General features: G+C 32.8%; 13 protein-coding genes. All 13 read left to right on the forward strand.

Going from position 1 to position 14198, the window contains the following annotated elements; genetic code table 11:
• The first annotated feature begins 142 nt into the window (after positions 1-142).
• The 13 genes from metG to ACFFLS_RS04495 all read left to right on the forward strand — a co-directional run bounded on the left by metG (position 143) and on the right by ACFFLS_RS04495 (position 14118).
• A complete protein-coding gene (gene metG / locus ACFFLS_RS04435) occupies positions 143-2200 on the forward strand; it encodes a methionine--tRNA ligase (protein ID WP_379683992.1) in 2058 nt (685 codons plus the stop codon).
• Positions 2201-2354: 154 nt separating this feature from the next.
• Entirely contained in the window at positions 2355-2591 is a 237-nt protein-coding gene (locus tag ACFFLS_RS04440) for a hypothetical protein (protein ID WP_091489723.1), read from the forward strand.
• A complete protein-coding gene (locus ACFFLS_RS04445; protein WP_379683993.1) occupies positions 2573-2872 on the forward strand; it encodes a type II toxin-antitoxin system RelE/ParE family toxin in 300 nt (99 codons plus the stop codon). Before ACFFLS_RS04440 ends, ACFFLS_RS04445 begins: the two co-directional genes overlap by 19 nt.
• A gap of 183 nt (positions 2873-3055) precedes the next feature.
• The gene (locus ACFFLS_RS04450) at positions 3056-3622 is read left to right on the forward strand and encodes an NfeD family protein (RefSeq protein ID WP_379683994.1); all 567 of its coding nucleotides are present in this window, start codon (positions 3056-3058) and stop codon (positions 3620-3622) included.
• Positions 3623-3633: 11 nt separating this feature from the next.
• On the forward strand, positions 3634-5154 hold the full coding sequence (locus ACFFLS_RS04455; RefSeq protein ID WP_379683995.1) for a flotillin family protein: 1521 nt from the start codon (positions 3634-3636) through the stop codon (positions 5152-5154).
• Positions 5155-5343: 189 nt separating this feature from the next.
• Positions 5344-6702 (forward strand): AAA family ATPase, encoded by a 1359-nt coding sequence (locus tag ACFFLS_RS04460; protein ID WP_379683996.1) that lies wholly within the window; start codon positions 5344-5346, stop codon positions 6700-6702.
• Positions 6703-7392, forward strand: coding sequence for an RloB family protein (locus ACFFLS_RS04465; RefSeq protein WP_379683997.1), 690 nt, complete (start codon positions 6703-6705; stop codon positions 7390-7392).
• Positions 7393-7405: 13 nt separating this feature from the next.
• Positions 7406-8296 (forward strand): DMT family transporter, encoded by an 891-nt coding sequence (locus tag ACFFLS_RS04470; protein ID WP_379683998.1) that lies wholly within the window; start codon positions 7406-7408, stop codon positions 8294-8296.
• A gap of 4 nt (positions 8297-8300) precedes the next feature.
• Positions 8301-9389, forward strand: coding sequence for an acyltransferase family protein (locus ACFFLS_RS04475; protein ID WP_379683999.1), 1089 nt, complete (start codon positions 8301-8303; stop codon positions 9387-9389).
• A 462-nt stretch (positions 9390-9851) separates the two neighbouring features.
• Complete coding sequence (locus tag ACFFLS_RS04480) at positions 9852-10559, forward strand: HAD family hydrolase (RefSeq protein WP_379684000.1); 708 nt, start codon at positions 9852-9854, stop codon at positions 10557-10559.
• Complete coding sequence (locus ACFFLS_RS04485) at positions 10559-11188, forward strand: CatA-like O-acetyltransferase (protein ID WP_379684001.1); 630 nt, start codon at positions 10559-10561, stop codon at positions 11186-11188. Before ACFFLS_RS04480 ends, ACFFLS_RS04485 begins: the two co-directional genes overlap by 1 nt.
• 186 nt (positions 11189-11374) lie before the next feature.
• On the forward strand, positions 11375-12511 hold the full coding sequence (locus ACFFLS_RS04490) for an OmpA family protein (RefSeq protein ID WP_379684002.1): 1137 nt from the start codon (positions 11375-11377) through the stop codon (positions 12509-12511).
• 149 nt (positions 12512-12660) lie between these two features.
• On the forward strand, positions 12661-14118 hold the full coding sequence (locus ACFFLS_RS04495; protein ID WP_379684004.1) for a hypothetical protein: 1458 nt from the start codon (positions 12661-12663) through the stop codon (positions 14116-14118).
• Positions 14119-14198 lie beyond the last annotated feature (80 nt).

Below are 14198 nucleotides of genomic sequence, written 5' to 3' on the forward strand. Positions count from 1 at the left end.
CTAAAAAATAAAAAACTTTGCGCCTTTGCGAGATTCAAAAAATAAAAATTTTAGCGATTCTCAGCGAAAAACTCAGCGAATCTCTGTGTAATATTAAAATCTCAATTCTATTGCTTATTTTTGCACTCAATAAAATTGAATTATGATACAAGATCCGAAGAGATATACAATCACGGCGGCATTACCTTACACCAACGGGCCTATTCATATTGGGCATTTGGCGGGAGTTTATGTGCCTGCAGATATATATTCTAGATATTTAAGATTGCAAGGGAAAGATGTTGCATTTATTTGCGGAAGCGATGAACACGGCGTTGCAATTTCTATGAAAGCCAAAAAAGAAGGAATTACACCGCAGGAAGTTATTGATAAATATGACGGAATCATCCGTAAATCGTTTGCTGATTTCGGAATTTCATTCAACAATTATTCTAGAACTTCGGCGAAAATTCATCATGATACGGCATCTGAATTCTTTAGGACTTTGTATGATAAAGGTGATTTTATTGAAGAAGTTACAGAACAATTGTACGATGCAAAAGCCAATCAGTTTTTAGCAGACCGTTTTGTGGTTGGGACTTGTCCAAAATGTGGAAATGACGGCGCTTATGGTGACCAATGCGAAAATTGCGGATCTACTTTGAACGCAACCGATTTGATCAATCCGAAATCGACAATTACAGGCGAAACTCCGGTTTTAAAATCAACGAAACACTGGTTTTTACCTTTGGATCGTTACGATGCTTTTTTACGTGAATGGATTTTAGAAGGTCACAAAAACGATTGGAAAACGAACGTTTACGGTCAAGTAAAATCTTGGATTGATGCCGGATTAGAACCTCGTGCAGTAACGCGTGACTTGGATTGGGGAATTGATGTTCCGGTTGAAGGTGCCGAAGGAAAAAAACTTTATGTTTGGTTTGATGCGCCTATCGGATATATTTCTTCTACTAAAGAATGGGCAGCCCGCGAAGGAAAAGACTGGGAACCATATTGGAAAGATCAGGATACTAAACTGGTTCACTTTATCGGGAAAGACAATATTGTTTTTCACTGTATTATTTTCCCAGCGATGTTAAAAGCCGAAGGAAGTTATATTTTACCAGACAACGTTCCGGCAAATGAGTTTTTGAACTTGGAAGGAAACAAACTTTCGACTTCTAAAAACTGGGCAGTTTGGTTGCACGAATATTTAGAGGAATTCGCAGATAAGCAAGATGTTTTGCGTTATGCATTGACAGCTAATGCTCCAGAAACAAAAGATAATGATTTTACTTGGAAAGATTTCCAAGCTAGAAATAACAACGAATTAGTTGCCGTTTTCGGAAACTTCGTGAATCGTGTTGTAGTTTTAACCAACAAATATTATGATGGTATAATCCCTACTCCAAATGAATTTACAGAAATTGACGAAGCTACTTTAAACGAATTAAAAGCGTATCCAGCTGTTATTTCAAGTTCAGTGGAGCGTTACAGATTCCGTGAAGCTTTAGGCGAGCTGATGAATGTGGCTCGTTTAGGAAACAAATATTTGGCAGACGAAGAGCCTTGGAAAGTGATGAAAGACAATCCGGAGCGTGTAAAAACTCAAATGTATGTGGCGTTGCAAATTGCTGCTGCGTTGAGCGTTTTGGCTGAACCGTTTTTACCTTTTACAGCAAGCAAGCTTTCAAGAATACTTAAAAACGAAGGAAATCTGAAATGGTCTGATGTCACTGAAAATTCAGAATTAATTGCATCTGGTCACAAAATTGGCGAAGCAGAATTGCTTTTCGCTAAAATCGAAGACGAAGAAATACAAAAACAAATAGATAAATTGGAAGCAACAAAAACAGCTAATCTTGCCGAAAACAAACAAGCAGAACCACAAAAAGATTTAATTCAGTTTGAGGATTTCGCGAAAATGGATATTCGTATCGGAACTATTTTGGAAGCTGAAAAAATGCCAAAAGCAAACAAACTTTTAGTGCTTAAAGTAGATACAGGAATTGATGTTCGTAAGATAGTTTCGGGAATTGCTGAAAGTTTTTCTCCAGAGGAAATCATCGGAAAACGTGTTTCTGTATTAGCAAACCTTGCGCCAAGAGCTTTACGTGGTGTTGAAAGCCAAGGAATGATTTTGATGACAACAAATGCTGAAGGAAAACTGGTTTTCGTAAATCCAGATGCTGATGCGCCAAATGGTGCTACGGTAAATTAAAAAAGCTTATTTCAAATAATAAAAAGGAAAGTTATCTGTCTATAAAACATCTGACAGATAACTTTCTTTATTTAAATGCCTTTCGATAAATAATTTGAATCAATTATTCTATCTAAGAATAAATTTTTAATTTTGAGTATTATAAAGGAAGAATATGGACTTGACTGCACAAATAAAAAAGAATTTAATATCTAGAATCAAAGATTCTAATGATTTAAATTTCCTGAATGCACTTCAGACTATTTTTGATTCATCTGAACAAGAACTTTATCAGTTATCAAATGAGCAAAAATCAGCAATTGCAACTAGTCGCATGGAGATTGAAAATGGAAATTTTCATAAAAATGAAGAAGTAATTTCAGAAATGCGAGAATGGCTAAAAAAGAAATAGTCTGGTCTTCTTTTGCCAAACTTCAACTTGAAAATGTTCTCAAATATTATTTCATTAGAAATGAAAGTCCAACTTATAGCTTAAAACTACTGGATGAAGTTGAAGATTTATTAAACACTCTTTCAAATTCAGAATTAATTGGCAGACTTACTTCAAACAAAATCACTCGTGTGATTTCGATGAAAGTCTATCTAATCTTCTATGAAGTAAAAGAAAATCAAATTGAAATTGTATCATTTTGGGATAATCGTCAGAATATTAAAAATAGGAAAGTAAAATAAACAGAAAAAACCTTAACAAATTTTATTAGCTTTTTAGAAACATAAAATGCCTGAAATCCTAAATTGATTTTCAGGCATTTTTTATTATTGAAATACTCCAAAGTACATTTTCCTTTAAAATTAGCTTTCTTATAAAAAAAAATGAGATATTAGCACCAAAAGTTATTCGAAAAACTGAAAATTATGGAGCTATTAGAAAGTTTACCTACGTTGCTTAAATCTTTTTGGTACATTGCGATTCCAACAAGTTTAATTTTTCTTATTCAAACTGTTATTACTTTTTCAGGTCTTGATGTTGCAGACGGCTTTGATACCGATTTTGATGCTCACTTACATGATGGCGGCGATTTTCAGCTTTTTTCTTTAAGAAACTTAATCAACTTTTTACTGGGTTTCAGCTGGACTGGAATTTGTTTTTATGCCGCTCTTGGCGAAAACCCCGTATTTCTAATTATTACTTCGTTTGTTGTTGGCGTTTTATTTCTGCTTTTATTTTTCTTCGTAATCAAACAAGTGCAAAAATTAGCCGAAGACAATTCTTTTAAAATAACCAATACACTCGATAAAACTGCCGAAGTTTATTTGACCATTCCAGAAAAGAAAAGCGGAAAAGGCAAAATCATGATCAGCGTAAATGGTGCATTTCATGAACTAGAAGCCATGACCGAAAATGACCGAATTCCATCGGGAAGTGCCGTAAAAGTTGTCAAAATAGAAAACAACAACCTCTTAATCGTAGAAACCATATAACATAAATTATAATGATCAACCCAATTATTTTGATTGCAGTTGCAGCAATCGTTCTATTCGTAACCATTTCAGCATTAATCTCGAGGTACAAACGATGTCCTTCAGATAAAATTTTAGTAATCTACGGACGCACTGGCGGAACCTCAGCACGTTGTGTACATGGTGGAGGTGCTTTTATCTGGCCGGTAATTCAGGATTACTCTTTTCTGGATTTAAAACCGCTTTCTATCGAAGCCAATTTGACAAATGCATTAAGCCGTCAGAACATTAGAGTCGATGTTCCGTGTCGATTTACCATTGCCATTTCTACGGAAACAGATAGTATGAATACGGCTGCCGAAAGATTATTAGGTTTATCATCAGAACAAGTTCAAGAATTGGCAAAAGATATTTTATTTGGTCAGTTGCGTTTGGTTATTGCAACCATGACGATTGAAGAAATCAACTCTGATCGTGATAAATTCTTGGACAATATTTCTAAAAACGTTGACAGTGAATTAAAGAAAATCGGTTTAAAATTAATCAACGTAAACGTTACGGATATTCGTGACGAATCTGGTTATATCGAAGCTTTAGGAAAAGAAGCTGCTGCAAAAGCGATTAACGAAGCTAAAATCAGCGTGGCTGAGCAGGAAAAAATCGGAGAAACTGGTAAAGCTCTTGCCGATAGAGAAAAAGACACTCAAATCGCAGAAACACACAGAGATCGTGACGTAAAAATTGCGATTACTCAAAAAGACCGTGAAATTAGTATTGCAACAGCGGCTAAAGACGAAACTATTGGTAAAGCAGAAGCAGCAAGAGATACAAGGGTAAAAACTTCTGAGGCTAACGCGATTGCCATTCAAGGAGAAAATGAGGCTAAAATTGCCATCGCCAATTCTGAAGCTATTCGTAGAGAAAAAGAAGCGGAATCTTTGCGTATCGCTATTGCTGCAGAAAAAGTACAACAGGCAAAAGCATTGGAAGAATCGTATCTTGCAGAGCAAAAAGCCGAGTTGGCGCGTTCTGAAAGAGAACGTTCTACACAAATTGCCAACATTGTAGTTCCTGCCGAAATTGCAAAACAAAGAGCAATCATTGAAGCACAAGCTGCCGCAGAAACGATCAGAGAGAATGCAAAAGGAGAAGCTGATGCAATCTTTGCTAAAATGGAAGCAGAAGCAAAAGGTTTGTTTGAAATCTTAACGAAACAAGCAGAAGGTTACAAAGACGTTGTGGCTGCTGCAGGCGGAGATCCAAGCAAAGCATTCCAGCTTTTATTATTAGAGAAACTTCCTGAATTGGTTAAAACTCAGGTTGAAGCTGTTAAAAATATCAAGATTGACAAAATCACAGTTTGGGATTCTGGAAATGGTCAGGGCGAAAATGGTTCAACGGCCAATTTTGTTTCTGGAATGATGAAAACTGTTCCGCCTTTAAATGATTTATTCAACATGGCCGGATTAAATTTGCCGAGTTATTTAAAAGGTGAAGACGTAGCTTCGCCAGAAGCTCCCCCAACCCTTGAAGTTGAAGAGACAAAAGAATAAAAATTCTTCTTTTTAAAAATAAAAAAGCACGAACCGATTATAATTTTTAATTGATTCGTGCTTTTTGTTTTGTACACTTCTGAATAGCTGTTAATTTTTACGAAAAAATCGTAAAATAGTTTTTACAAACACAATTATATTCGTTATTTTACTTCAAAATATAGTTTTTAACGAAAAAATCGATAAATCATGCTAATCCGTTTTGTTGTCAGTAATTTTATGTCTTTTAAAGATGAGACGGAATTCAATATGCTTCCTGCAAAAGGAAATGGTTCAAGGCAACTCACAAATCACATAAAAAAAACTAAATCTGGCATTGAAGTTTTAAAAACTGCAGCCATTTATGGAGCCAATGCTTCAGGAAAAAGCAATTTAATTAAAGCAATTGAATTTTTAAAAGAGTTAGTAGTTTTTAAACCGGATGAGCATTTAATCCCTCAGAGTAAAAGATTCAGATTAGATAATGCCTATAAACTAAAACCTTCAACTTTTAGAATTGAATGTTATTATAACAAATTACATTTCGACTATGGTGTCGAAATAAAAAAGGGTAAAATTAGTCAAGAATGGTTATACATAATTGATTCTGTAAAAACGGGAAAAGATCATTTATTATATGAAAGAAAAGAAAATAAAATAAAATTTGGAGATTATTTTAAAACAAAAAAAGTCAACCTAGATTATATCGAAACTTTCTTAAAAAAAGAATTAAAGGAGGATTATTCTGTTTTACATTTACTATATTCTAGGGTTGATGGAACTAATATTTTTGATGAAATTTACGACTCTTTCTTGTGGATGAAAATTGTCACACCCACAAGTAGGAGCTCTCATTATATGGAATCTCTAACAGATGATTTAGAATCCAAAAAATTTGCAGAAGAGATTTTAAGCAAAACCAATACTGGAATTGAAAATATCGTTATTAAAGAAATCGACGCTGATTCTTTTTTTAGTTATGAAAACAGAGATGAAAAAAATGAACTTATAGATGATTTAGAAAGTGCTTTAGAAAAGGATCCAAAAAGTAAAATTTCTTTCTACAACGGTAAAAACTTCCATACAATTAGAAAAGACAAAAAGAAATATTTGGTAACTATTCTAAAAACAAAACATTTTTTTTCAGATAATTTATTTGATTTTAATGAAGAATCCGATGGGACTAATCGTTTATTTGAGCTAATACCTGCTTTTGAAGAAATGAATGCATGTGATAATTCTGTTTATCTAATAGATGAATTAGAAAGAAGCATGCATCCAATATTAGCAAAGGAAATACTTAGATTTTTTACCAAAAAATCTAAAAGCAACAGTCAACTAATTTTCACAACTCATGAAAGCCATTTATTGGATGATGAGATATTACGAAGAGATGAAATTTGGTTTACAGAAAAAAAATCTGATGGAAGTACTGAATTTTATCCATTAAGCAACTTCAATCCTAGAGGCGACAAAGTTTTAGAAAGAGGTTATTTAGAAGGAAGATACGGAGGAATTCCGTTTTTAGGAGATTTTTCGAAATTAATTATAGAAGAAAATCCTTTATAAATGGAGCGTAAAAGATATACATTAGATGATTACAATAAAAAAGAATCATTTAAAGATGCAACTAAATTCTTCATAATTTACGAAGGGGAAGACAAAGAACCTAAATATTTCGGAACTTTTAACAATCTATTTTTTGAACCTAAGAAAGCAAGTATTTTACATGTTTTTGAAAAAGACACTAATGTTGTTGGTTCTCAACCAAAAAAATTAATAGAGAGAGCAAAATCATTTATTGAAAACCCTCCTAAAGATTTACCTGTAACTCCAACAGCAGAAGATAAATTTAGATTCGTACTTGATGTAGACCAACATCCAAAAGAAGAATATCCAGAACTAAAAGAGTATTGTGAAAGCTTAATTGATGCAGATTTATTTATAAGTAATTATTGTTTCGAAATTTGGTTATTATTCCATTTGGATGAACACGAAAATATTGTCTGTAAAACTAGCAAAGAATCAAAAACAGAACTTGGATTAAAACATACTGAACTAAAAATAAAAAATTATCCAAAAGGTTACTTGACTCCAGAATATATTTTTAAAGCAATTGAAAGAGCTGAAAAGGCAGATTTAAATCCCAAAGATTATTTTCCTGTAGAGAAATCTACTAAAGTTTATCTTTTAATGAAAGAATTGCTTAAACATTCAATTCTTTCGCATAAAATTATTGATGCAAAAATAATAGAATAATAAAATCCACCCAATGAAACTCACCAAACCAAGATTAGCCTTAATCTGCGGTATACTCTGCATCTCGATTTTTCCAATATTGGTTAAATTGCGTTTGACGCCTGGCTTAATTTCGGCTTTTTACCGAATGTTTTTTGCGGTGATTTTACTTTTGCCTTATGTCCTTTTGACCAAAAACTTTAAACTGCCAACATTAAAATTCACATTTTTAGCGGCACTTTGCGGTATTTTATTTGCTTCTGATGTTGCCGTTTGGAATATCGCCATTCAGGAATCAAGTGCGACTCAGGCTTCATTATTGACCAATTTATCTCCGGTTTGGGTGGGCGTTGGTTCTTTTTTCTTTTTGAAAACCAAACCTGCAACTAATTTTTGGATCGGAACCATCGTTGCTTTATTCGGAATGATAACATTAGTCGGTTTTGGTTTTTTTATTGATTTGAATTTCGATCAAGCTTTTTTGTTTGCAGTTCTATCAGGAATCTTATACTCCATTTATCTTTTGGTCAGCAAAAATGTACTTTCTGTTGTTGATGTTCTTTCCTTTATGACCATCAGCCTTATGGCCTCAAGTATTTATTTAGGTATTTTATGTTATTCATTAAACGAACCTTTCACTGGATTTTCTAATACAGGTTGGATTGTGTTGGTGCTTCAAGCAGTTATCTGCCAATTGTGTGCGTGGCTTTCAATCAGTTATGCAACACAACATATGCGTGCGACTCGAGTTTCTTTGAGTTTGTTAAGTCAAGCGGTAATTACTTCTATTTTAGCTTGGTTGTTTTTGGAAGAAAAAATAACTTTACAGATGGTTTTCGGTGGAATTATATTGCTTTTCGGAATCCGAATTACTTTTTACGATAAAACGATTTCTTTGAAAAGGCTTTTTTCTAAAAATCAATAAAATAATGAGATATAATTATTTGGAAGGTTTAAGAGGATATATGGCATTATGGGTGTTTTTTTACCATGCTTCTGGTTTTCTTCCTCAAACAAAAACACAAAATAAATTCTTAAGCTTTTTTTCAGATGCCTCACTTCCTGTAATTGTTTTTATTATTCTTAGTGGCTTTGTAACACATTTACTTCTTCAAAAAAACGAAAGTTATTTTGTCTTTTTAAAAAGAAGAGCTTTAAGACTATTTCCTATCTATTTAGTTTGTTTAATTATTTCATTGCTGCTATTAAAATTTTCATTGAATACTTTAGAGCAGATTCCATTTGAAAGTTCTAAGATATATGGTCGTATCAAACTAATTGAAACCTACTACAATTCTAATAAAACATTAAATATTTTTAGTCATTTGACTTTATCACATGGCATATTCCCCGAAAATAGATTTCCTTTTACTTATACAATTATGGGGCAATCATGGAGTTTGACATTAGAATGGCAATTTTATATTTTAATTCCGTTTTTATATTATTTCCTAAATAAAAAAAACGTTGTTCAAAATGGTATAATAATAGCGTTGTTTGTACTGGTTGCCTTGTTTTCAAGAAATTACATAACTCAACCTTCTTTTCTGCCAAATATGATTGCCTTTTTTTTAATAGGTTATTTTTCGGTACCACTCTTTAAAAAATTTGAATCTTCAAACAATAAGAACATCTTTATATTCTTAGGCATTATAGGTTTACTATATTATTTCAAAAATTGGATGATCAGCTGTTTGATACTGATTTGGGCAATTACTTTATACTTTCAAAGAAATAAAAACATCTTTTTTGACACCATTTTTGGAGGCAGAATCATTCAGTTTATAGGGAAAATATCCTATTCACTTTATTGCATACATATGATTGTTCTAATAGTTTTAATCAATGTTTTACAAAAATTAGATATCGGTTCAGATACATTATATTCTATATCTGTTCTATTTGGAGGTGTTATTTTTTCACTCTTAATCTCTCATTTGACATACAAATACATTGAACTGTATTTTATAAACTTAGGAAAAGTAAAATATAATTCAGACTTGACAACCAAAATCTGATTGTTATTATAAACGATTATTTATTGGTTATTTTTGAAAGAAAAAATAACTTTACAAATGGTTTTCGGCGGCATGGTTTTGCTTTTCGGAATTAGAATTACGTTTTACGATAAAACAATTTCTTTGAAAAGGCTTTTTTTTAAGGATTAAGATTAAAAAGGTTTCACGCAGATTGAGCAGATTTGAGCAGATTTTTAAAAATCATTTTAATCTTAATAATCTGTAGCAAAAAAATTTGTGTAATCCGTGAAATTGGTGGCAAAAAAGTCTCTCGCAGATTTGGCAGATTAAGCAGATATTTTTTTTTAAATCTTAATAATCTGTGACAAAAAAATTCGTGTAATTCGTGGCAAAATATTTTCACGCAGATTCAGCAGATTTTTAAAAATCATTTTAATCTCCATAATTTGTGGCAAAAAAACCTGAAACCTGAAACAAAAAAACACTTGAAACAAAAAACTTATGTTACATAAAAGCAAAATCCCAAACCTGAAAGTAATCGCATTTGATGCCGATGATACCTTGTTTGTAAACGAACCTTATTTTCAGGAAACCGAACATAAATTCTGCGCTTTGATGGAAGATTATCTTTCGCATCAAGGTATTTCACAAGAATTATTCAAGATTGAAATTGCCAATCTGCCTTTATACGGTTACGGAATCAAAGGTTATATACTTTCGATGATCGAAGCGGCGATGAATATTTCCAACAACACCATTCCGGTCGAAGTGATTGAGAAAATCATTCAGTATGGAAAAGAACTTCTGGAAAAACCAATCGAACTTCTAGACGGAATAGAAGAAACATTACAATCTCTTCATGGAAAATACAAATTGGTCGTAGCAACAAAAGGTGATTTAAAAGATCAGCACAGCAAACTGCACCGTTCTGGTCTTGGACATTATTTTCATCACATCGAAGTAATGTCAGACAAACAAGAAATCGATTATAAAAAACTATTGGGTCGTCTGGAAATACAGCCAAACGAATTTCTGATGATTGGAAATTCTTTAAAATCAGATGTACTTCCTGTTTTAGGAATCGGTGGTTATGCAGTTCATATTCCGTTTCATACGACTTGGGAACACGAAAAAATAAATCATAAAGTTGAGCATGAACATTTCAGCTCATTTGAAAAGATTACAGAAGTAGTCCACAATTTACTCTAATGAAAACACTTTTAGACTTAGAAAACTGGAATAGAAAAGAACATTTTGCTCATTTCAGCCAAATGGAAGAACCTTTTTTTGGTGCTACCGTAGAGATTGATTGCACGAAAGCTTACCAGACAGCCAAAGATATAAATACTTCTTTTTTCATTTTCTATTTGCATAAAACGCTGGCCGCAGTAAATGCAGTTGAAAATTTTAAGTATCGTATCTCAGAAGGTCAAATCTACATAAACGACCGCGTGGATGCATCGGCTACGATTGGCCGTGAAGACGGTACTTTCGGATTTTCATTAATCGAATACAATTCAAATTATAAAATATTCGAGAAAAATGCATTGGCAGAAATCGAACGAATTCAAAATACAACCGGACTTTTTACTAGAGAATTTAATAATGATAATTTGATTCATTTCTCGGCAATTCCGTGGTTGAATTTTACATCGCTTACCCATGCACGAAGTTTTACATATCCAGACAGCTGCCCTAAAGTTTCTTTTGGCAAAATGATGGTTTCAGAAACCGGAAAAAGAACTATTTCAATGGCAGTTTATGTGCATCATGGATTGATGGACGGTTTGCATCTCGGGCAGTTTGTTGATTATTTTCAGGAATTGATGAATGCTTAGCAACTTAAAAAGCAGACAAATATTCAAGCTTAAGACCAAAACATATATGCTACGCAAATTTGCAGACGGCTTTAATTGAAGTTGGAATTAAATTCTTTACCTTATTCTATTATACTTAAAACTTTTAAAGAAAGAATATTCCTGCAAAAACATCTTAGTTTGGGCAAAATTTAAATCTCAACTAAAATGAAAAAAAATGTGGTTATTCTGGCTTCGTTGCTTGCTTTAACAAATTTACATGCACAAGAAAAAAATGAGAATAACGCTTCCGATCATTATAATAAATGGTCTGTCGAATTAGCTGGAGGTGTAAACAAGCCACAGCGTCCGCTAACTGGAGGTTATTACACTACAACGCCAAGTCCTTATACTGTAGATTTAGGTGTGCGCTATATGCTAAACAATAAATTTGGACTAAAAGCTGATTTTGGATACAACAGTCTTACAAACGAAGGAAGTTCTAAAGATTTTGACTCTAAATATTACAGAGCAGATTTTCAGGGAGTGGCCAATTTAGGACGAATCATGAATTTTGAAACCTGGACGAATACTTTTGGTTTATTAACCCACGCTGGATTTGGGGTTGGAAGACTTGATAATAAAGACTTAAAAGTAAAAGACTATGTTGGCAACTTCATAGCAGGTCTTACTGGACAGATTAGATTATCGAACAGAGTTGCCTTAACAGCTGATATCTCTACAATACTAAATGCTTATCAGGATCATACTTTTGATGGTTTCAGCAAAACAAATTCAAGAGCATTCAGCGGACTTCTGTTTAATGGAACTGTTGGTTTAAATATCTATCTAGGAAAAAATGAAAAACACGCCGACTGGACTGTCGTTTCTGACAATGCGGCGGTTGCAGCATTAGAAAACAAGGTTGCCTCACTTGAAGAACAGATTAAAAAAGTTCCAGAGAAACAAGTAATTGTAGAAAAACCAATCAATAGCACAGTAGTAAGCGAAAAAGACTTAATGAAAGAAATGATCAACGCTAAATATTACAGCGTTTATTTTGATTTCAACAAATCGACTCCTATAGAAAATTCTACTGCTGCAATTGATGTGATTTTAACCTATTTAAGAAAAAATCCTTCAGCATCAATTGATATTATTGGTTATGCTGATCAAGTGGGTACTTCTGATTACAATGATAAACTGTCTAATGCAAGAGCAAATTCAGTAAAAACTATTCTCGAAAAAGCAGGAATTGCTTCTTCAAGATTAAATGTAGTTGCTGGCGGTGCAGATACTACTATTCAAAAAGACTCTGACGAAGCTAGAAGATTAGCTAGAAGAGTTACTTTTAAAGTTAGATAAGCTTTTCTATTTTATTAATAATTGAGTTTCGGCCCGAAAGAAAATTTCTTTCGGGCTTTTTTATTCTATTTACAAAGCTTTTCTATACTCCTCTTCTCACGCGCTGGAAAATTTAGTAAATTTGGAATGGTTCTTGACCGTAAAAACTTATGAAAAAACTACTACTATTCTTTCTATTGGCTTCAAAGCCATTATTGTTCGGCCAGACAATCTTAAACTCATTACCCTTAAATTTCGAAGCACGAACACAAAAAGGGCAGGTGTTAAGCATTAAGGATGCTAAAAGTGATGATATTTATGTTTTTGCATCAGACAATAAAGATCTGAGTATTCTAAAATACAATCAGTCGCTGTTTCTTAAAAGTCAGTTTAACGATTCTATAAAAACCGCAGTCAATAGAGTTTTGCTAGGCTATAGTCTGGGTGAAGATAAAAACCCAATTTTATACTGGTTTTCAAGTACGTTTCGCAATGTACAGCTAGTCAAGTATAATCTTACTAATCAGACATCAAAATCGCTGTATTTCAATTTTCCTGAAAATCTTGAATATGTAATAACCACCTTTCAAAAAGACAATGTTTTTTATGTTTTGGGAAAAGAAAACAAAGAACAGCATCTTCTTCTTTACAAATTTGAAAATGGAAATTGCGAAATAAAAATGTTAAACTTTACATCTTTCCTATTTCAAAATGCCTCGGGCAGAAGCTTTACTTTCACTTATATGCTGCGCAATTCTGTCAAAAAAATGGAAGAATACACCTTTAATCCTATCGATAATGCCGCAACGTTCAATAAAATATATATTGCAGGCGATCGTATAATTTTGACATTTGATTATAATTTGAAAAAGACACAGGTTTTTGATATTAACATTGAAACATTACAGATTAAAGAAAAATTCTTCAATCAGCCAGTATCTAAAAATCCAGCTCAAACGGCGAATTCATTTTACAATAGCAATAAATTATATCAAGTTGCTGCAAATAAAGATGAACTTTCATTAGATGTAAAAGATTTTGATTCAGGTAACAGTCTGAAGAGTTTTTCTTTCTCAAAAAATGACAGTATCCCTTTTAAGACCTCGCCTTTTCTTCTTCAAACCAGCTACAGCAAACCTCAGCAATTAAAAACCACAGCAAAATTCCTGAAAAATTTATCTGGTTTAAATGCCGGAATTTCTGTCCTAAAAAACAAGGAAATCAGTTATATTACTGTCGGAGGCCTTGGCGAATATGCCGATTATAACTTTTATAACAGCCCTACTGGTTTTGATGATTTTTATGAGCCTACACCTTACATATTGAGCAAAGTCGTTTATTTTGATTCGGCTCTAAACGAGAATTTAGATTTTATAAAAGACAAACATATTGAACCAACGGCAATTGATAATTTGTTTTATTTTCTAAGCCTCAATAAAAACATCATTTGGTACGATGCCTTAAAATTGGATGATTACCAGGTTTTATGCTATTATGACCCGACTTTGAAACAACTTGTGATGCGAAAATTTATAGATGGTTTTATCAATGAAGCCATGGGCAATCCTATTATGAATAAATCGATATTTTCAAAACCTTTCTCTTTTGGAAATATTAAACCAAATTAGGTTATTGACGATTAATTCAAATGTGTAATGTTTTGGCGGTTTCCAAAAAACGGAATGAATAATTTTTAGTAATTTTACCA

It is taken from the genome of Flavobacterium procerum, from assembly GCF_042431625.1.
In the GTDB taxonomy this organism is placed as follows: Bacteria; Bacteroidota; Bacteroidia; order Flavobacteriales; family Flavobacteriaceae; genus Flavobacterium; species Flavobacterium procerum.